Source organism: Agarilytica rhodophyticola, assembly GCF_002157225.2.
In the GTDB taxonomy this organism is placed as follows: Bacteria; Pseudomonadota; Gammaproteobacteria; order Pseudomonadales; family Cellvibrionaceae; genus Agarilytica; species Agarilytica rhodophyticola.
Genome location: NZ_CP020038.1, coordinates 3,826,541 through 3,848,562, shown reverse-complemented (window position 1 = coordinate 3,848,562; position 22,022 = coordinate 3,826,541). Strand labels below are relative to the sequence as shown.

General features: G+C 42.4%; 12 protein-coding genes. 11 read left to right on the top strand and 1 reads right to left on the bottom strand.

The genetic code is table 11. From position 1 onward, the window contains the following. Positions 1-645: 645 nt before the first annotated feature. The 11 genes from BVC89_RS30175 to BVC89_RS15935 all read left to right on the top strand — a co-directional run bounded on the left by BVC89_RS30175 (position 646) and on the right by BVC89_RS15935 (position 20,578). Positions 646-4,149 carry a PKD domain-containing protein gene (locus tag BVC89_RS30175; protein WP_216824993.1) on the top strand — a complete coding sequence of 1,168 codons (3,504 nt, stop codon included), beginning with the start codon at positions 646-648 and terminating at the stop codon, positions 4,147-4,149. Between the two features lie 921 nt (positions 4,150-5,070). Beyond that, entirely contained in the window at positions 5,071-5,727 is a 657-nt protein-coding gene (locus tag BVC89_RS15985; protein ID WP_245929101.1) for a bactofilin family protein, read from the top strand. A gap of 237 nt (positions 5,728-5,964) precedes the next feature. Continuing rightward, positions 5,965-7,089 carry a hypothetical protein gene (locus BVC89_RS15980; protein WP_158657978.1) on the top strand — a complete coding sequence of 375 codons (1,125 nt, stop codon included), beginning with the start codon at positions 5,965-5,967 and terminating at the stop codon, positions 7,087-7,089. A gap of 649 nt (positions 7,090-7,738) precedes the next feature. Next, positions 7,739-8,320, top strand: coding sequence for a TetR/AcrR family transcriptional regulator (locus tag BVC89_RS15975; protein WP_086932156.1), 582 nt, complete (start codon positions 7,739-7,741; stop codon positions 8,318-8,320). Positions 8,321-8,770: 450 nt separating this feature from the next. Next, positions 8,771-11,644, top strand: coding sequence for a G8 domain-containing protein (locus tag BVC89_RS15965; protein ID WP_158657977.1), 2,874 nt, complete (start codon positions 8,771-8,773; stop codon positions 11,642-11,644). Positions 11,645-12,414: 770 nt separating this feature from the next. Next, complete coding sequence (locus BVC89_RS15960; RefSeq protein ID WP_086932154.1) at positions 12,415-15,432, top strand: G8 domain-containing protein; 3,018 nt, start codon at positions 12,415-12,417, stop codon at positions 15,430-15,432. Positions 15,433-15,741: 309 nt separating this feature from the next. After that, on the top strand, positions 15,742-16,446 hold the full coding sequence (locus BVC89_RS15955; RefSeq protein ID WP_086932153.1) for a GntR family transcriptional regulator: 705 nt from the start codon (positions 15,742-15,744) through the stop codon (positions 16,444-16,446). Then, on the top strand, positions 16,443-17,339 hold the full coding sequence (prpB, locus tag BVC89_RS15950) for a methylisocitrate lyase (protein ID WP_086932152.1): 897 nt from the start codon (positions 16,443-16,445) through the stop codon (positions 17,337-17,339). The genes BVC89_RS15955 and prpB overlap by 4 nt, the downstream gene beginning before the upstream one ends. 116 nt (positions 17,340-17,455) lie before the next feature. Next, positions 17,456-18,580: a bifunctional 2-methylcitrate synthase/citrate synthase gene (prpC, locus tag BVC89_RS15945; RefSeq protein ID WP_086932151.1), complete on the top strand. Its 1,125-nt coding sequence runs from the start codon at positions 17,456-17,458 to the stop codon at positions 18,578-18,580. A gap of 39 nt (positions 18,581-18,619) precedes the next feature. Then, positions 18,620-20,104, top strand: coding sequence for a bifunctional 2-methylcitrate dehydratase/aconitate hydratase (locus BVC89_RS15940; protein WP_086932150.1), 1,485 nt, complete (start codon positions 18,620-18,622; stop codon positions 20,102-20,104). A gap of 15 nt (positions 20,105-20,119) precedes the next feature. Next, on the top strand, positions 20,120-20,578 hold the full coding sequence (locus BVC89_RS15935; protein WP_086932149.1) for a methyltransferase family protein: 459 nt from the start codon (positions 20,120-20,122) through the stop codon (positions 20,576-20,578). A 105-nt stretch (positions 20,579-20,683) separates the two neighbouring features. Here the strand turns inward: BVC89_RS15935 and BVC89_RS15930 are convergent, their stop codons facing one another. Next, entirely contained in the window at positions 20,684-21,745 is a 1,062-nt protein-coding gene (locus BVC89_RS15930; RefSeq protein ID WP_086932148.1) for a 6-phosphofructokinase, read from the bottom strand. Between the last annotated feature and the right edge of the window lie 277 nt (positions 21,746-22,022).

The window sequence follows — 22,022 nt, the reverse complement described above, 5'->3', positions numbered from 1 at the left end:
AATTTTTAATTTTTCTTTTTATAAACAAAAGGTTATGGCCATAATTTAATTTTTTTTTGAGATAAAGTTAAGTGTATCTACTATCTTATGACGCATTCGACACTTTTATTCTCTCTATAAAGCGATAATAGCTGCCCACATGAAAGTAGTCATACGCAGTAATTAGTGCCAATTAGCTATAAAAATTACTTTTTGTGCCATAAAAAGGTATTAGAAGTATTAGAAAACGATTAATTCTATATTTGAGATTGGGGTTTTTCTACATATTTATGACTAACTGTTATTTTTTGTGACATATTAAAGTGTGATAGCGACTTTTTGTGGTCGATTTGCGTTTTTACCCTCAAATAAAGTTGTTATTTTTCAGTAGGTTAGAACAACTATTTGAAAGCAATGTTAGCTTCATCAGCGATTTGATGGAATTGTGAACCATTCGATACTTTTATGTGCCAGCTTGGCGGATAATCCTCGTGCGCGTTTTAAGATTATTTTTTTTTAAAAACTTTGCGCTACTTCACATTTTTCGATAAAAACTCCCCGATTTTAGAATCTTTGCGAACAAATTCCCCACTAGTACTTTGGTATTAGGAGATAATAACGGTCATTAATTAAAAGTATTAGCTAATCCCATTAGCGGTGTGAATTATGCTCAAATTGTCAAATTATATTAAATCCATCGTTGCACCTGTTGTTGTGCCAATGACCCTTGTTGCCTGTGGCGGTGGTGAATCCGGTGGTAGTGGTGTTAGAGAAGAGCTGAACTTGTCCAATAAGACGACTTTTGCTTTCGTTCAGCGAAGCGCGAGTACAGAGACTCAAGCAAATGTCGAGAAGTATACAAAAACTTTGTTGAGTGAGAGTCGAGCGCCTCTGGATGTTATCTCTCCTTACGAGTTCAGACCTCAATCCCAGCCACAATTGGTCATACAAAATAGCTTAGATATCGATGCTGTTCGAGTGGATACTTTGTTGAGAGAGTATTTCGGTAGCGCTGATTTTGATGTCAAAGACCTTAACACCTCAGTGGATGGTTCAGAGTTAATTTTTGCTGCTCACGGCCCGGACAATCATCCCACAGATTCCACTTGGAATATTTACGTATTGGATTTTGAAACCAATGCGATTCGCCGTATTATTGAAGATGATGCCATTGCTAATGCCGGCCAAGACACTAACCCTACCTTCACTCTTGAGGGGACTGTTGTATTTTCTTCTGATCGTGCCGCGGGTAATCCTAATAGTCCGGTCGATAATATTGTCGATGAAGCTGACGGCGAGAATTGCCATAAAGTCACAGCCAATGAGAGACCTTCACTACTGCACTCTATGACGTTACGTGGTGAAGATATTCTGCAATTGACATATGGCAGTAATCACGATGTTAAACCTATTACGATGAACGATGGGCGTATCGCTTTTATACGTTGGTCGCGCAGCTACGACTTGGTTAAGCAGTGTGCATCAAGCGATATCCAAAAATCTTTCTCGGCTCAAAGCAACTTCAAAGAAATATTTGGTAGTTCTCAGCCAGCAGGTCTTAATAAGCCTGACGAGTGGTCTACTAACACTGTATGTCAGTTGGCTATCGATACTCCAGTGGGGCCAGTCGTTGCTAATAACCACTATACAATTCTTCGTATTACCGCTGACGGCACAAAATTAGAGCAACTATACAAAACCGTTACTGTAGGTGGTTCAGACGAGGCTTTTGTTGGTATCAGTAAAATTAAGCAGGCCGAAAATGGTAAGCTAGTTGCCATCTTGCAGCACGAATACAATCAATTCTTAGGTGGTACTCCTGTTGAGTTGCAATCTCCCCAAGACGCCGACGACAGCATTATCTTTGGTAATATTGCCCCTGAAGCAATTGTTGATCGCTCATTGAATCTTTATCCTAATCAGGTTTCTATCGGCGGCTGGTACAGTGAGCTTGAAGGTTACCGTGATGGCTCTGGCCGATATCTTATGAGTTGGTCTCAGTGCTCAACTTTGGATAACAATAACATCAGTGCATTTTGCGCTGAGAATAGTAATACCGACAATATCAATAGTCAGTATGGTCTTTGGGTGCTAGACAACAATGAAATGTTGCCTGTGACTCGTGCATCTAGTGATACAGTATTTAGTAGCATTTCAATTGCACAACCTCATGTTAATGCTAATTTCCCTTATGAACCTTACAACTCTGATTTCGTAGATAATTTAGACAGTGCGCGCATAGTATGTGACGATCCTTCGGTAGTTCCAACGCCGACTGTTACCCCTGTGCCTACCGTTACGCCAGTGCCAACGTTGACACCTATGCCTACGGTAACGCCAGTGCCAACGATTATTCCTGTGCCTACATCGACGCCTGTTCCAACTGTAACACCTGTGCCGACGATTACGCCTGTTCCAACTGTGACGCCTGTTCCGACGATTACGCCGGTTCCAACTGTAACGCCTGCGCCAACTTCTACCCCTGTGCCTACAGTTACACCTGCGCCAACAGCAACGCCGGTACCAACTACTACTCCTGTACCGACCGTGACGCCAGCGCCTACGAGCACACCAGTGCCAACAGCGACACCAACCAGTACGCCAACACCAACGGCCACGCCAACTGCGACACCGACGGCTACGCCAACATTGACGCCTACACCAACGCCTACACCAGTGAATAGAAGACCTGTGGCTAATGCTGGTGATGACGCGGAAACTACTGCTGGCAACATTGTTGTGCTTGACGGAAGCCGCAGCTCTGACCCGGATGGTGACGTACTTAGTTATAGCTGGTCTGTTGCTTCAGCAAATCCTGCTGGTGGTATTAGTTTGACACTAGAAGATACGGTGTCACCTGTAATAACGGTTACTAAGAAAGGTACTTACACGCTAAGCCTTACCGTTAACGATGGCAGCATCGATAGTGCTCCTGATACTGTCACTATCAATGTGTTAAATAGCAAGCCTATAGCAAACGCTGGAGACGATGAGGAAAGCTTTGTTGGCGGAACTCTGAGACTTAACGGGTCAGCAAGTACGGATGCTGATGGTGATACTCTATCTTATCAGTGGACTGTAGTAGATGCGTCGACAGCCGACGGCGTTGTATTAAGAAGAGCTGATACGGTTCGACCACGTGTTGAGATTGTTGCTAAAGGTAAGTACACCATTCAACTGATTGTTAATGATGGCGATGTGGATAGTGATCCCGATACCATGATTATCGACACTATTAACACAGCACCGATTGCTGATGCTGGAGATGACACTACCTCTAACACTTCAGAAGTGGTAACACTTGATGGTTCTGGTAGCCGTGATCCAGATGGCGATGATCTGACTTACCGTTGGACATTCGGAAGTGTTCCTAATGGTGCTAATGTAAGCTTTAGTGACGACACTGCGATTACGCCCGAGTTTACACCGAATCAAGCCGGTACTTATATTGTTGAATTGGTTGTCAACGACGGTAATCTCGATAGCCCTGTTGACACTGTAGTAGTGCAGGTATCTGAGCCACCAGTTGCATGTGATAACAGCAATAATAGTCGCCGTATCTTCCCAACTATTATTCGCGACTTCAGCGACTCTCATCCTGACTTCCAATACCGTATTGGTGCGGAAGAGGGTATTGTTGCTAAAGACTTAGGTAGCGACGGTTTACCTGTATACGCCAATGACGGTGGTGTTACCCACACAACCAATGGCCGAGAGTACTTTGATCAATGGTACCGTGATGTTGAAGATGTCAATATCCGCATCCCAATGCAGTTTGAAATGACGCGTGTTGATGCAACAACCTGGGAGTATCGTAACTTCGACTTCTTCCCAATTAATGACATGGGCTGGGGTAATGAAGGTCGTGATAACAACTTCCACTTCACGCTTGAAGCTCATATGACATTTGATTATCAAGGTGGCGAGCGTTTCTTGTTTGCCGGTGACGACGATCTCTTTGTCTTCATCAACGGCAAACTAGCCATTGATATAGGCGGAGTGCACTCAATTATTGTTAAAGAAATTGCTCTTGATGATATTGCAGATGAATTAGGTATAGAGCCTGGAAACAGCTATAACTTTGATTTGTTCTTTGCAGAGCGTCACACAACAATTTCTAACTTTAAGTTCCAAACAAGTATTGACCTTGAGTGTATCGAGGAAGAATAAAATCAATTGTATATTGAAAAGACCCGGCTTTAGCCGGGTTTTTTTTGCCCAAATTTTCTTGCTTTAGATTTTTAATGTTAATTAGCCAAGCAACATTACTATTTAACACGTTAGTAATTAAAATAAATGTGATTAATGTTAGCTGCTATGGTGGCTTTGATAGCTTCGATAAGTATTTGCTATCAAGCTTTTGTGTGCCATATTTTGTTATTTTTTGACGCTATATGTTTTTGTTATTTCTAATTTCGCTGGCTAATATTTAGTTGCTTCGATTAAGTAATTTAGTAATGTAAAAAACGTATGTTTTCTGGCGTTTGTGGTGTTTTTTTAACGTCAAAAGCGTTTTAACTCACCAATAGTGAGCAGTGATTTTTACCTTTAAGTAAATATAATATTTATGGTGTTATGAGAGGAGTTTGGCGTAAAACTTGCTTTTTTGTTAGCTAAATATCTAAAAGATAGTGCATACGGTTTTTAACTTAAAATTTAATATAAATTCATTGTTACTATAGTATAGATTTAATAAGCGAATGTTTGTATATTCTTACAGCAAGATTAAGGAAATAAAATCTCATAGTGGTGTAGTTTCAAACAACTGAATTTTAGCTGTATTGATAAATATTTAGGTAATATTTCGGTGCAACATGTAAGTTATTTGCAGCATTTCTATTCATATACTCACCTTATGATGTAGAGCAATAATATGTTAATTACATGCGCTTTCTGTATATCGATAAACTGTTAGCTTATATCAGTAGCTATTGTGAAATGCGCTTTTTCTTTTGGCGCTAACAATGTTGAATGTTGTGTGATTTTTGTTCGAATACAATATTCCCGGATGCCTTGCAGTAAATATTATCTTTCATCAACGATGTATTTTGTGCGTTATTTTGTCAATATTTCTTTTTCAGGTTGAATTGAATGGATATTACATTTTCAAAAATATTTTCTTCATCAGAAGAGAAGAATAAAAACCAACCATTAAATAAGAGCCAGCCGCCCCCAGCCCCAAAGCCTAAGGTTCCCGAAGAACAAAAACCGCTTCAGTCAACAGCCCAAACGAACAATTTAGGAGATTCATCAATGCTTAGTAATCGCTCTGAAAAAAAACAAGAAGAAGCCACCGTTTATCCTACTGCTGTTAATACTAATACCTCAATTAAACCCAAAGTAGAGACCAAACGACCAGCCGCAGTCATAGGATCGCAAATCCGTTTTAAAGGTGAGCTTGTTGGTGAGGAAGACTTGTTGATTGAAGGGTATGTTGAAGGGACTATCGACTTAAAAGGACATAATTTAATCGTGGGTGAGCAGGGCGTTGTGCACGCTAATGTAAATGCTAAAACAGTGGCTGTAGAGGGTAAGGTCGAAGGTGACCTATTTGGTGAGGAGCGTATCGCTATCAGAGCTTCTAGCCAAGTACAGGGAAATATCAAGGCTGAGCGTGTTATCCTAGAAGATGGCGCTAAATTCCGTGGTTCCATTGATATGGATATGGATAGCTCGGGTGCTACATCAACGCCAATAATAGAAACTATTTCAAAAGATACTAGCAGCAAGGAAAACGACGATAGCTAAATCGAGGGCGCTTTGTATATTTAGCCTTCATCAAGTTGCAGATTGATTTATTGTATCTCTATGCTAATACATCGTTCTCCCGCGTTTACCGCCATTTATAATGAAATTAAAACTTCTGATCGGAACAGGGTATTAGACCTTGGTCCGATGAGTGGCGGCTGCTTTCAACTTTTGTCAAAACTAAGCTGTAAAATTCAGGTGGAAGACCTCAGTGGGGCCATTCGGGATCATATATATATGAAGACCGATCTCGCTGATATAAATATCAGCAAATATATGGCTGACTATGCTCCTGACGATAAATTTGATGTAATTTTGGCTTGGGATATTATTAATTTTTTAAGTTTGGACGCGATAAAAGTTTTATTTGATAAGCTTAAATCTCATTGTAAGCCTAATACTTTGGTATATATGCTGCGTTATGTAGAGAGCAAAATACCTTCCACGCCCCGTAAATTTCTAGTGAAAGATAAATACTTGCTAGAAATGTCTGACACTGACCTCATTGAAAAAACTTTACCAAACTATAGTACAGTCAAATTACTATCTTCTATGGATGGTTATTTTGTTCAGGAAACTTTGGTTGGGCAAATGGGAATGATACCCGGTATTACTGAACATGTTCTCCGTTTTGCGCCAAGTGATGAGACCAAACATCGAATTACCAAATCTGAGTCAAAGCCCAATGTGATTCGAGAAAAAACCTTAAATACCTCTACCAAAAGTGTTTATAGCTCGCCTGCTATCGCTGAGGTGATGAGCTTGTTGCAAAGTGATAATAATGTAACAGTGCTCGACTTAGGTGCTTCACAAAATCGTTCAGAAGACCTTATTGTTCAAAAAGCGAAGTCGTACTATCGGGCTGATATCGCTTCTTTGGTAGAGCTTAGCCGTAAAAAGGGGGTAGAGAATCTAAATTTATCTGTTCTCAATCACGAAATTTCTCGTAAATTTGACGTTATTATTGCTTGGGATACTTTTAACTGTTGTAGTCCGTTGCAGATCATGCAACTTAATAATGCTCTGGCTTCGCTCAGTCATGACAACACATTTCTTTTGTCTTTTATGTACACTGGTCGCCACAAACCGTCTGAGCCGGGGCAGTTTGAAGTTATCGATGGCAACCAATTAAGAATGAATTTAAATATACCACGTGTGGCATCTGCAAATAGTTTGGCTGCGCAAAGCAATGATGCAATCACCGGTGCAGCATTACTGCGTTTATTGCCATCTTTTCACATGGATAAAACCTATGCTTATAGAGAGGGTATGAATAGAGAACTTATGGAATATATTTTTGTCTATAACGGCTTGGCTCCTAAAAACCTATCCGCTGATAGCTTAGCAACAAGCCTTGATTAACACGGTTTTTTAACTGCCTTTCTCAGCTGCTTTACATTCTAAACTTTATAACTACTTTATATTTATTTGCGTTGTGGATGGCAAATGATAGAGTTTGTTACAAAGTATCCAATCAAAAACTAATACAATCTTATCAATGGTCAAAATAAGTAGAATCCATTTAGTAAAATCACTTTGATTACAAAAGTTTACGATTCTTTACTTGTGAACGTGACGATTTTTTTGCATTTAAGTATGCCTATTTACTAATATTCGCTTTTATTCAGCTTTATGCGTGGTTAGTTACAGATGGCAGTCAAATAAATCATCGCTTTAATAGATTGATGTGGCTTATTGAAATGGCTGTAAAGCATACTGACTTAAGAATCATTTTACTTGCATCTTTTAAAAGTTATTTAACAGCTTAAAAGATATTTACGATATGACGATAGTTGTATGTCGCATAAGAGTCTTTAAGATACCAAGCCCTCGTTTGCTGTAAATACTTTGTCATGTTGTTATAAAAAAGGAAGTTACAAAATGCAGGTTACGAAAGTAAGTTGCAAAAGTGAATTTGTTCTAACGATGCGTCTTATTTGGCTGGACTTGTTTAATTGGGACGTTACAATCAGAATGGATTTAGTTATTTAATAATTTGGAGTTTCGTACTATGCCTTGGGAAAAATCATTTGATGTAGAGACAGCAATTTCTAATGCGATGGTGCTATTTTGGCAGAAAGGATACGCTGAATCATCCATGGCTGAGTTATTGTCTGTTACTGGTTTAAGTCGCGGAAGTCTTTATAACGCCTTTAACGGCAAACGCAATCTTTTTGTTAAGTCATTACATAAGTATGATGAGCAAGAGCGTGTTTCTGTGCTCAAAGAGTTATCCGAGATGGAAAGCCCTCTTGCCGCTATTCGACAATTTCTTGATGGGATACTGCGCAGGACTGCAGAAGACGATGATAAAAAAGGTTGTTTTTTGATAAATACTTCACTTGATCTTTATGCTCATGATGAAGAAACAACGTTAATCGTAAAAAACGCAATTCAGGAGCTTACTTCTTTTTTTGAAATAATGATCACTAAAGGACAAGCCCTTAACGAGATACCCTTAAGTGTAGATGCCGCTAGCACTGCAAATACTATGGTGGGGATATGTGCGGGTATCCGTGTATTAGGTCGAGGCGTATTTGATATTAAAGCCCTGGAAGGGATGGCAGATAATGCCATGAAGTTGTTGCGTTAGACTTATTTGTGTCTGTCTCATGATAAGGCTTTTTTCCTTGTTAAGGAAAAAGCCTTTTTTGCATAAAGAGTTTTTATTTAAAATAATTTTCCTATCACAATTAATGATGTTAGGGTTTGTTAACATTAATTAAATGACAGTTGTCTTTTTGAATTTTTGCCGCACCTGCAAATAGTAATATACCTTTCCTCATCACAGCTCAGCTATTTTATCTGATAACGCATTTATCGATGTTAGCGCTGTTTAGCGTTAACAACCCAATATTGTTAGCTGCTAAACGAGAGCGCGTGCACAAGATGATCAGCCTCCAACTTAACTTCCTTATTTTTATGACATACTGGCACCGAAAAGGGATTTGAATATATCGCCTTAGCGTGTGAATCGAAAAAATCGGATTTGTATATAAAAAACAACCCACAAAATACAAATTAAAAAGACTGTGATAAAAATATGGATAGACCTACTAACAATAAGATACTTGTGCTGTGCGCCTCGGTGTTGGTCTTAAATGCTTGTGGTGGAGGTGAATCGAGTAGTGGCGGCCTATTGACGGGAACGCCTTCAGAAACACCAGTGCCAACGGTTGTCGCAACACCGATTCCAGTGCCTACACCAGTAGCCACTCCGTCCGTGACGGGTACTCCTGTACCTACACCTACTTTGACACCCTCAGCGACAGCAACACCGGTGCCAACGGTTACAACTTCACCCACACCAATGCCGACCCCTGTGCCGACAGTAACAAGCACTCCTGCGCCGACAAGTAGCCCTGCACCTGGTGCCAATGATACGACGACAGCAGTTAGTAATGGTGGTTGGGGTTCTGTTGCCACTTGGAGCAATGGTGTTCCAGATATAAACAAACGCGCAATTATTCCACCAGGAAGAACGGTTACTCTATGGGGGGGGATGCCACGTGCTAAAGGGGTTGTTGTCCAGGGCGTCCTACAAGTGGGTGAGCAGAACGGTGCTAATTTTTCTCTCACCACTGATTGGGTGCACGTAAATTCAAATGGCATCTTTAAAATTGGCAGCGAGTCTAACCCTTATGATCAGGGGCAATTTACCTTAACCCTAACAGGGATAAACGCACTGGCCGATTGGACGATTGAGACTGCGATGGGAACAATGCAGGTAGAGGACAACAACGCATTTCTTATGGCCGCAGGAGGAGGTCAATTACAGTTCTTTGGTGAAAACAAGCTGACATATACACGCCTGGCCGCTACTGCAGCCGCAGGTAGCAGTAGAATCTTTGTTCGTAACCTAATTGAACGTAATTATGATGGTGATTACTCTGTTGCATCTGACGGTGAGTTAAACTGGAAAGTGGGTGATCAAATCGTGATTGCCAGTTCATCTGATGATTATTCTCATGAAGAAGTGCGCACCATTACCGCACTGGTTGACTTGGGTAATAGTAATACGGAGTTGACATTAAATGCGCCACTCAACTATCGGCATTATGGTGAACGAGAGACTTATGGTTCAGGTGCCAATACCCGGACTATCGAGATGCGCGCTGAAGTTGCGGTGCTAAATCGCAACGTCAAAATTCAAGGTTTAGCTTCACAGGATACCGATGCGAACTTCGGTGACCGTGCGCACTTTAAAGCGGGGCGCAGCCAAGGTGTTGGCGGCAATATCATGATTATGAAGAGTGCAGGGCAGATTGCTCTCGATAGTGTGCAGCTGGACAATATGGGACAGACAGGTCGTTTAGGACGCTATCCCATCCATTGGCATTTGGCGGGTGATCGTTTGGGAGATATGCTGCGGGGTGTGTCTATTACCAATTCCAACAATCGTGGTTTAACAGTGCACGGTACCCACAACCTGCTTATACAGGATGTTGTTTTACATGATATTCACGGCCACGGTTTCTTTATGGAAGATGCTGTAGAAACCGGTAATACATTTTTGTCTAATATTGCCTTTGGCATCCATAAAGTGGGTCGCAGTGATGCACTAGGGGATAACGTACCGGATTTAAATGATCCTTTTATTGTTGATACTCATGACCACGTGGGGCAAAACCGCATGCGTTTTCTTAGCTCAGCGGCTTACTGGATGACGAACCCCGATAATATTTGGCGAGGGAATATCTCAGCAGGCTCTGAAGGTACGGGTTTTTGGTTTCTATTTCCCGATTCTGCCATTGGCGCTGCGGCTAAAGATCCTCAATATGCCAGTGTGGTACCTGATAAAATAAACCTTGGTGAGTTTGCTTATAATTCCAGTCATTCGTCGCCTATTGGTCTGAATGTTGACCGTGGGAGCGATATTGAAGGGCAGGTGGGTGCTCAGTTATTGCCAAACTGGAATGGTGATGAATACAACCCACCGATAGAACCCCAATTTACAAACTTTACTGGCTACAAACATAATGTTGCGATTTATCATCGCGGCCGCACTGGCAACTTTGTTGACAATATGTTTGCTGATAACTTTAACAGCACCTTCATCACCTTTACTCAACGTATTACCAACGCGTTATATGTTGGCCATAGCCGTGGTAACAGCGACTCTAATAAGATTGTCACCGGCCATACTTTCTATGATGGTGCGAACACCTTAGATGGTACTCATTTCGCAGGCTTTGCCGCGCCCAACGCGCATATGTTTCGTTCGGCAGCGATTGCTGGTCGTAATACCCATTTCGTAATGCGCAACTCCACTTATGAGAATGACGGTTCAGCCAATCATATGAGCTTCGTTAATCCCCAAGGCGGATCATCTTATGAGCCTTTGAGTAAAATTGCACCGTCGGTGATTTATGATGCCGATGGAAGTTTAACTCAGCATGCAGGTGGCGGTGCAGGTTCGACAATTATCCCTGATCATGCCTACTACTATGATAATAATGATATAAAACCTTCAGGTTGGAATGCACGCATATCAGATGATCGCTACTCATTAATGCGTATGAGTAATGTCAATGGTTCTAATGCTACTTTTCGCGTGCGTACGCCAGATGGTAACTTTGCTTCAGATGCTCCCGGTAGTGGTCAATTTTCAGGTGCTAATGCTTTGGTGAAAATTAATGCGGGTGAATACACAGTGGATTTCCCCAGTGGGCTCAATAGCATCTCCGGCGGTTTTGATGTTTCCTTTTTCATCCGCACAGGTCCAACAGGAGGTTCGACCTTGGTCAAATTTGCCGGAGTCGCTAGCCGTTTAACGGTGACCAATCAGAGCAATGCCGGCAATCTCAATGCCCTGCGCAATTCAAACACTACTGCTTTTGCACGAGTAGGTAATGATTTATATGTTAAATTTTTCACATTAAATAACCCTTGGGACAAGGTGAGATTTAGGCCATAGTTAATAACTTAAACCTCATTTAATTTCGTGGCCTGTAAATTTTTTTTAGCTTCGCAAAGCTACTTTAATTTAGCAGGCCGTTATCAATACTATAACCTTACATAATTTATTAGTTTCGCCATTTTTAATATAACGCCTATTGAAAATGGCATTCATTTCAAATATTCATCTTCTCTTTGGTGAATAGAATTTTTACCAAATCTTTATTTTCTAAAATCCAAACCTCAATACTCTGAAGCTTTATTTTTTATTTGCGCTATATGCTTTAATTTTTTGCTATCTATGGATTTAAGTTTATTTTTTTAAGGATGAGCGTTTAACAAGTTAAATATCTGTATAGGTTTTTTTTAATTGAGTGTGCTTTTGTAAGTAGTGTGAAAAGTGAAAAATTGGTAAGACTGTAAACGTATTCTTTGATCATACCGATCACTTATATCGTTTCGTTTTTTGTTTTGGTTAACAGAAAATAAAATCAAAAAATAATGCTTTAAAAATTTACTCGTTTCTAAGCTATATTGCCCTTAAATAAATTAGTCTGTTTTTCTTAAGGGTTTTTAAAAAACAAATATATCTATCTTAAAATTTTTTGTGTGAATTTCTTAATTTGTTTTTTAAATATTTAGTTCTCGCAATGCACTCGATGTGAATGGGGTTGTGGTTGCAGAGAATACAGTCTAGTTATTTTAAGCATAAAAAATAAATTGGTTTACGTAATTACAAAATACTAAAACACTAAAATACACCAATAACACGCACTCAATGGAATACTCATGAATAAAATATATCTTCTAGTTCTCATTGTTTTGAGTTCAGTATTTGCCAATGCTTCTAGTGCAGATCAATGTGATAACACTGCTCAATGCAGGAATATTTTTGGCAGTCGAGCAACCGATTGTAAAGACAGCCGCTCTGAACGCAGTATTTGTATGTGTGGAACACGAGCATGCTCAACTAGCTCTACGCCTACACCCACACCCACACCCACGCCCACACCAACGCCAACCCCTACACCAACGCCAACACCCCCAGTAGATCAATGTGATTATACAGCTCAGTGTAGGAATATTTTTGGCAGTCGAGCAACCGATTGTAAAGACAGTCGCTCTGAGCGCAGTATTTGTATGTGTGGAACACAGGCATGCTCTAATAATACGCCGTTTCCTCCAACCCCCATACCCGAACCTACGCCTGTTCCTGAGCCTACAATCGCTCCGACGCCTATACCTACGACTACACCCGTACCTCCTTCGACTGATCCATCTATCACTACCGCTGTGCGCAATGGTGGTTGGGGTTCTGTTGCCACTTGGAGTAATGGTGTCCCAGACGCTAACAAACGCGTGATTATTCCGCCTGGTCGCACGGTTACCCTATGGGGAGGCCAGCCAACTGCTAAAGGCGTTGTTGTGCAAGGAGTATTACGGGTGGGTGAGCAGAAGGGCGCTAATTTTTCTCTCACCACAGATTGGGTACATGTAAACTCCAATGGTATTTTCAGCATTGGTACACAGAACAATCCCTATGATCAAGGCCGCTTCACTCTGACTCTCACAGGTACTGATCCTCTTGCGGACTGGTCCATAGAGACTGCCATGGGGAACATGCAGGTAAACGATAATAACAGCTTTATTATGGCTGCTGGCGGTGGTCGTCTGCAATTTTATGGGGGTAAAAAACTAACCTTTACTCGATTAGCAGCCACCGCTCCAGTGGGAACTAGCACAATTACCGTGCGCAATGTAATCGAGCGTAATTATGATGGTAAAACTAACGCTGCTTCTGATGGCCGGTTGAACTGGAAAGTGGGTGATCAGATTGTGATAGCGAGTTCTACTTATGATTATCGCCAACAAGAAGTCCGTACGATCACAGAAATTTCGGATCAAGGTAACGGCAATACTCGATTGCGGTTTAGTAGGCCACTGGATTATCGTCACTATGGTCAGATCGAAGCTTATGGCTCCGGTGCTAATCGGCGTGTTATCGATATGCGTGCAGAAGTGGCGGTGTTGAATCGCAATGTGAAAATTCAGGGGCTTGCGTCGCAAGATGTCGATAATAATTTTGGTGATCGCGCCAATTATAATGCAGGCACAACCCAGGGTATTGGCGGCAATATCATGGTTATGAAATCAGCAGGGCAAATCACCTTAGATAGTGTGCAACTTGATACCATGGGGCAGGCAGGGCGTTTAGGACGTTATCCTATGCACTGGCACCTAGCGGGCGATCGAAAGGGGGATATCCTTCGCGGCGTTTCTATTACTAACTCTAATAATCGTGGTGTGACGGTTCATGGAACTCATAACCTGTTAATTCAGGATGTTGTCTTACATGACATACATGGCCACGGCTTCTTTATGGAAGATGCAGTGGAGACGGGTAATACTTATCTTTCTAATATTGCTTATGGCATTCACAAAGTGGGAGGCGTTTCAGCACAAGAATTACGAGACCCCTTTATTGTGGACACACATGATCATGTGGGGCAAAATCCCCGACGTTTCTTAAATTCAGCTGGCTACTGGATGACTAACCCCGATAATACATGGATTGGTAATGTCTCCGCCGGTTCTGAGGGTACGGGCTTCTGGTTCTTATTCCCCCGAAAAGCCATCGGTGCTTCGGCCAAAGACTCTCAGTATAGGAACGTTAGGCCTGATCGTGTCAACTTCGGCGATTTTAATCAAAACAGCTCGCACTCATCGCCAATCGGCTTAAATTTTGATCGCGGCAGCGATCTTGAAAAACCTGTAGGTGCTAAGCTGAAGGCGCGTTTCGACGGTGATGCATATCGACCAAGTGTTGAGCCACAAGTGAAGAACTATACGGCGTATAAGCATACCACCGGTATCTATCACCGCGCGCGCACCGGTAATTTCATTAACAGCCGATTTGCCGATAACTTTACCAGCACCTTTATCACCTTTACACAGCGCATTACAAATACTCTATATGTTGGTCATAGCCGTGGTAATAGTGATCGCAGTAAAGTTGTGACAGGGCATAGCTTCTATGATGGTGCCAACACCTTGGACGGTTCACACTTCGCTGGTTTTAATGCCAATAATTCGCAGATGTTCCGTACCCCAGGCGTTGCTGTTCGCCATACGCATTTTGTCATGAGGAATACCTCATTTGAGGATGATGGTTCAGCGAACAATTTAAGTTTTGCTGATGACTCAGGAAGATTCCGATCTTATGGCGCAGTAGGTAAGTTTATGCCTTCTGTATTATACGATGCAGATGGAACACTTACCTCCCATGTGGGCGGGCGAATGGGATCAACAGTTATTCCAGATCATCCCTTCTTTTATGACTCGGGCGATTTCAAACCCCAAGGTTGGCGTAATGCTAGAGTATCAAATGATCTTTATGCCGTATTTCGTTTGAGTTCGCCGCAGAACCCAACCTTTCGCATTCGATCACCTGACGGTGATGCTGCTCAAGGCAACACTGGCAATGGACAATTTGCAGGAACTAACACTCTGATGAAGATGGATGCCGGTGAGTATGCTGTAGATCTCCCCAATGGTAACAATGCGGCATCTAATGGTTTTGATGTACTTTATTTCTCCGTTAATCGCCCAAATAATAATGGTTCCACAGTGGTACGATTTGCAAACATGGCGGGCACTTTTAATGTGAAAAATCGCCCCTTTGTTAATAATCTTGCCGCTGTAAGAAATGCAAATCGAACATCATGGACAAGGTCTGGTGGTCATATCTACATCAAGTTTTATAGCGTCGATCGCGAAACAGATAATGTTGAGTTTGTTAGACGATAAATGGGAAGTTAGATCAATATGGACAAATGGGATGTCGCTACGCTATCTAAACAACTAAGTTAATCGTCATGTGAGGGGAATACCGCTGTGTTTCCCTCCATAGCAGTCTCCCTGCTATCACCTTCTATTACTGCCTTCTACCACTTAAATATTCTCGTTTAACTCGTCATTCGCGAAACTCTATACTCACCTTTTTTGTGCTTTAGTAGGCTATTGTTGACAATAATTTGGTTTTTTGGTGCATTATCGATATAATTTCACGCGATGTAACTATATTGTCAACAATTATAAAGATAGTACTTGTTAAGAATGCTTGCTAAAGATAAAGATGATATTAAAAAAGACGCTAAAAACGACGCCAAACAAGACACGACACTAACAACAAAAATTACCTCAACTCTGCGGGAAAACATTATCTGCGGGGATATCGTCCCTGGAGCTAAGTTAAGTGAACCTAAGCTTGCGGTGCGGTTTGATACAAGTCGTGGTCCTATTCGTGAAGCAATTCGGCGGTTAGAGTCGATGGGGCTGGTGCAGCATGTGCCCCATGAAGGCGTCAAAGTTATCACTTTGAGTCTTGAACGAGTTATTGAGATCTACCATGTACGTGAGGCGCTGGAGGGTAAAGCCGCAGCATTGGCTTCGCAGAATATGTCTGATCAAGAAATTAGCGAGTTAAAAACCCTTATGAACATGCATTCTGATCACCAGTCCAATACAGGTGTGTATATGCAGGCTGAGGGGGACTTTGATTTTCACTATAAAATTATACAAGGCAGCAAGAATAATTTTTTAATACGCCAGCTATGTGAAGATCTCTATCACTTAATACGTATGTTCCGTTACCAATCGAGCCAGTTTAGTCATCGTGCCAGTGTGGCAGTGATTGAGCATCAACAACTTCTTTATGCATTAGAACAGCGTGACCAACAACTGGCTGAAATCATGATGCGCCGTCATATCGAGCGTGCACGTGAAGACATTATCCAAAAACTAAGAGAGCTAAAACCATGAAAACTAGCCCTGGTGCAAAATTTCGTGAAGCCTTGAAAAACAATAGTCCTTTACAAGAGGGCCCTTTGCAAATCGTCGGTACTATCAATGCCTACACAGCTATGATGGCCGAGCAAATAGGGCACCAAGCCATTTATATCTCTGGTGCAGCGTGTGCCAATATGTCATACGGTCTGCCGGATCTGGGCATGACCATGTTAAATGATGTTGTCGAAGATGCCAGACGTATCACCGCGGCTACCGAACTGCCTTTGATGGTAGATATTGATACGGGTTGGGGGGGAGCATTTAATATTGCGCGCACCATAAAAGAGATGATCCGTGCTGATGTAGCTGCGGTGCACATAGAAGATCAAGTCGCTCAAAAGCGCTGTGGTCATCGCCCCAATAAAGCCATCGTAAGCCAAGAAGAGATGGTGGATAGAATTAAAGCGGCAGTTGATGCCAGAGATGACGAAAGCTTTTTTATTATGGCCCGCACCGACGCCTACGCGGTTGACGGCCTCAACGCTGCGGTCGATAGAATCAATGCCTGTATCGAGGCTGGAGCCGACGGTGTCTTCGCTGAAGCCATGAGTTCTTTAGATCAATATCAGGTATTTAAAGAAAAAATTCCTGCTCCACTGCTCGCTAATATGACGGAGTTTGGTAAATCACCTTTATTCAGTAAACAAGAATTAGCTAGTGCCGGCGTAGATATGATTTTGTATCCCTTAACAGCCGTAAGAGCTATGAATAAAGCCGCCGAATTAGTGTATAAAACATTATTGACCGAAGGTGACCAAAATAATGTTGTGGATATGATGCAAACTCGCGAAGAGCTATACCAATATCTGAATTATCACGACTATGAACAAAAATTGGATGCACTGTTTGAACAGGGAAAAAGTTAGCACTGGATAAACCTTAACAGCAGCGTATCTTGAACGTGTTATGACATTGCTATGCGCTGTTTTCTAAGAATAACTTCATTATAAATATTTAATAATAAAACCTGTAGGAGAGTGTTATGGTTGCAACGTCGAACAATACTGCGGGCTTACGCGGTCAAGTGGCAGGGAAAACAGCGCTGTGCACGGTTGGCGTCAGCGGTTCAGGCTTAACTTACCGAGGCTATGATATTAAAGACCTCGCCGAAAAATGTGAGTTTGAAGAAATTGCATATTTATTATTTAACGGTCAGCTGCCGACGCAGCAAGAGTTAGATGAATACAAAAGTATGCTGCGGTCCCAGCGGGAATTGCCCACAGCACTGAAAGAAGTGTTAGAGCGTTTGCCCGCCAGCAGTCACCCGATGGATGTGATGCGCACAGGTGTATCAGTGTTGGGTAACCTTGAAACCGAAATGTCATTTGCCGAACAAAAAGATAAAGCCAATCGCTTACTCGCTGTCTTACCGGCCATTTGCTGCTATTGGTACCGTTTTAGCCACGATGGCATCAAGATTAATACCCAAACAGATGCGGATTCTATCGGCGGACATTTTCTGGCTATGCTCGGTGACGGTAATGTCAGTGAGTTGCATGAACAGGTGATGCATGCGTCACTGATTCTCTATGCTGAGCACGAATTTAATGCCTCGACGTTTACCGCCAGAGTCTGCGCCTCTACTTTATCGGATATGCACAGCTGTATCGCTGGCGCTATTGGTTCTCTGCGTGGCCCACTGCATGGCGGTGCCAATGAAGCGGCGATGGAGATGATTGAGAATTGGACCGATGCTGATCAAGCAGAAAAAGAAATTATGGGCATGCTTGAACGCAAAGAAAAAATTATGGGTTTTGGTCATGCAGTTTATCGTACCAGTGATCCGCGCAATGAAATTATTAAGCAGTGGTCGAAAAAACTTGCCGAACAACAAGGCGATAGTACCCTCTATGATGTGTCTTTACGTTGTGAAGAAGTGATGTGGCGTGAAAAGAAGCTGTTTTGCAATGCTGATTTTTTTCATGCGTCTGCTTATCACTTTATGGGAATTCCAACCAAACTCTTCACCCCAATATTTGTTATGTCTCGACTAACAGGCTGGGCAGCTCACGTGTTTGAGCAAAGAGAAAATAACCGCATTATTCGTCCGTCTGCTGAATACATCGGTGAACAACCCCGTACTGTTGTCGCTATCGAAAATCGTTAAAGCTTTGAATTCCGTTAAAACCTTGAATTTGGAAAAAATATGTCTGCCAATGTCGATATGAACCAGCGCCCTGATTACGATCAAGTTATTCAGGATATTGCTGACTATGTTTTAGATACTAAAGTGGCTTCTGATGAAGCCTACACTACTGCACGCAACTGTTTGATGGATACACTGGGCTGTGGTCTGTTAGCTTTGCGTTTCCCGGAGTGCACTAAGCACCTCGGGCCAATGGTGGAGGGCACAGTTGTGCCTAACGGTGCCCGTGTGCCAGGTACACAGTTTCGCCTCGATCCTGTAAAAGCCGCCTGGGATATTGGTTGCATTGTGCGCTGGCTCGATTTTAACGATACCTGGTTAGCCGCTGAATGGGGCCATCCATCGGATAACTTAGGAGGCATACTCGCCGTTGCTGACTATTTATCGCAAGTAAATGTCAGCCAGGGTAAAGCACCTCTACTAATGCGTGATGTTTTACAAGCGATGATCAAAGCCCATGAAATCCAAGGGGTTATGGCATTAGAAAATAGCTTTAACCGTGTTGGTCTTTGCCATGTTCTGCTGGTTCGTTTGGCCACTACAGCCGTGGTTACCAAAATGTTGGGCGGTGATCGTGAGCAGATTATGGCAGCTGTTTCTCACTCCTGGGTTGATGGTTCGTCTTTGCGTACGTATCGTCACGCGCCTAATGCCGGCTCACGCAAGTCCTGGGCTGCCGGTGATGCGACTTCTCGAGGTGTGCGCTTAGCAGATATTGCCATGCGCGGCGAAATGGGAATTCCCGGCGTCTTAACTGCGCCACAGTGGGGCTTCTATGATGTGTCTTTTAGCCAAACCAACAAAGACCTTAAGTTAAAAGAAGAGGGGGATCGTGAGTTTAAATTCCAGAGAGAATACGGCGACTATGTGATGGAAAACATCCTCTTCAAGATTTCCTTCCCAGCCGAATTCCACTCGCAAACGGCGTGTGAAGCTGCTGTTGTTTTGCACGAGCAGGTAAAAGACCGCATTGACGATATTGAAAAAATAGTCATCCATACACATGAGTCTGCGATCCGTATTATTTCTAAAGACGGCCCGCTTGCGAACCCCGCCGACCGCGATCACTGCTTACAATATATGACAGCAGTGCCACTTATTTTCGGCAGTTTAGTAGCAGAACACTACGAAGATGAATTTCATGAAGCGCATCCTCAAATCGATGTTCTACGTGAGAAAATGGAAATTCTAGAAGAGCCTCGTTATAGTGAGGAATATCATGATCCTGAAAAACGTTCTATTGCCAATGCCTTACAAGTGTTTTTCAATGATGGCAGTACTACTGAGAAAGTAGAAATCGAATATCCTCTTGGTCACAAACGTCGTCGCGAAGAGGGCATCCCGGTGCTAGAAGCGAAGTTTAAAGCTAATTTGGCTACACGTTTCCCCGGTGCTCGCTGTGATCAGATCTTTAACCTATGTAAGGACCAAGAAGCTTTAGAAAATACGCCTGTACAGAAGTTTATGGATCTATTTGTGATCTAGAGGCGACTTTACATTATGGATGCCAAAGCCAAAATACCACCGCCAGTGCTGCTGATTTTGTACGCCGGACTTGCCTGGTGGATAGCCCATTTGATTCCTCAATGGCGAGTTACGGTGCCGTTTTCCTCGCTTTTGACAGCAACACTGCTGGTGATGGCGGTATTTTTGGCGACCCATTCCCTTTGGCGTTTTCGCAAAAACAAAACGACTTTTAGCCCACTGCATTTGCAAGATAGTAAAGTGTTGGTGACCACAGGTTGTTATAGTTTTAGCCGTAACCCGATGTATTTGGCAATGTTATTGGTTTTGGCTGCTTTCGTATGTCTATTAAGCCATATGTTGGCTATATTTGTTTTGCCCGGTTTTGTAATAACTATGAACCAATTACAAATAAAACCCGAAGAGCAGGTGCTCGGCCGTATTTTTGGGGAAAATTATAGTGAATACAAAAAGCGTGTAAGACGTTGGCTCTAGTAAATTGACCTATGTCCGTTGGCTGTTCATAAACCTTATGTCCACAAACAGCCACCGGATATAAACCACCAAGACATCATTGGTGAGCAAAATTGGTGAGCAAATTTATTGTTGTTTGATACCAAAGCTAATGCCCATATTGACGGCAGTCATGTAGGAAATGTCTTCTTCGGTTACCACGCGTGTTTTATTGGCGACTTTGCTTAAAGGCACTTGTCCTAGGGTGTTATTGCGTATGATGGCGACCTTACCAAATTCACCATTGGCCACCATTTTTGCCGCATAACAGCCCACTTCCGTAGCAAATATGCGATCAAAAGAAGTCGGCGTGCCACCTCTTTGGATATGCCCTAAATTTGTCGCACGTACCTCGGCATCAATATGTTTTTCAAGTTGTCTTTTTAAATCCTCGCCAATTCCACCAAAACGTATGGGGTCGGGACTGTCTGCGATAGTTTCCCTGACGACAGTGCTGCCTCCTTGCGGACGGGCACCTTCAGCAACTACGACCAATGCGTAACCTTTATCACCACTACGTGCTTGGCAAATGCGGGCAACTTCTTCGATATTATAGGGGTGTTCTGGGATAAGAATACTGTCCGCGCCACCCGCTAAACCTGAATGTAAGGCGATCCATCCAGCATTGCGTCCCATTGTCTCCAGTATCATTATCCGCTTGTGAGATTGTCCAGTGGTACGTAAACGATCAATGGCTTCTGTGACAATACTGGTGGCGGTGTCAAAACCAAAAGTTCTATCCGTGCACATAAGGTCATTGTCTATGGTCTTAGGGACGCCGACAATATTCATATCCATCTGTGCAAGCTCTGAGGCGATAGATAAGGAACCATCACCGCCTATCACCACCAGTGCATCTAAACCAAGGGTGTCATAATAGTCCTTTACATGACTGGAAACATCGCGCCCTTCATGGTTGAAAGGGTCAGCCCGATTATGAGTGCCTAAAATGGTACCGCCAAGATTCAAAATACCGCTGCAATCTGAATAGCTAATAGTGGTAGTGCGTTTTTCTATAAGACCCAAAAAACCATCTTTAACCCCTATAATTTCGGCTTTTTGCTTAAGGATTAAACTTTTCGCTACAGCTCTAATAGCGGCGTTTAAGCCTGGGCAATCACCCCCTCCAGTCAAAATACCTACTCGCATTATAAATACCTATCAATCAGTTGGTGTGTACAAATAAGTTAATTTATAGGATGTATCTGTGTGAAACTTTTAGATGAAACGTGGTGCGACCCGTTAACGTGTCTTACATTTTAGTAATCTGATTATTGCTGCAAGATTATTTTTAGTTGTTGACGTATATCAACTTGGGCTTGTTAAGACCAGCGGCCTGTATTGCCAGAGTCTCTCTTGCTGAGTGCGGGAATCTCTCTATCACTTGATTAAAGTCAATAAAAAAAATATGGACATTGTTAGCATA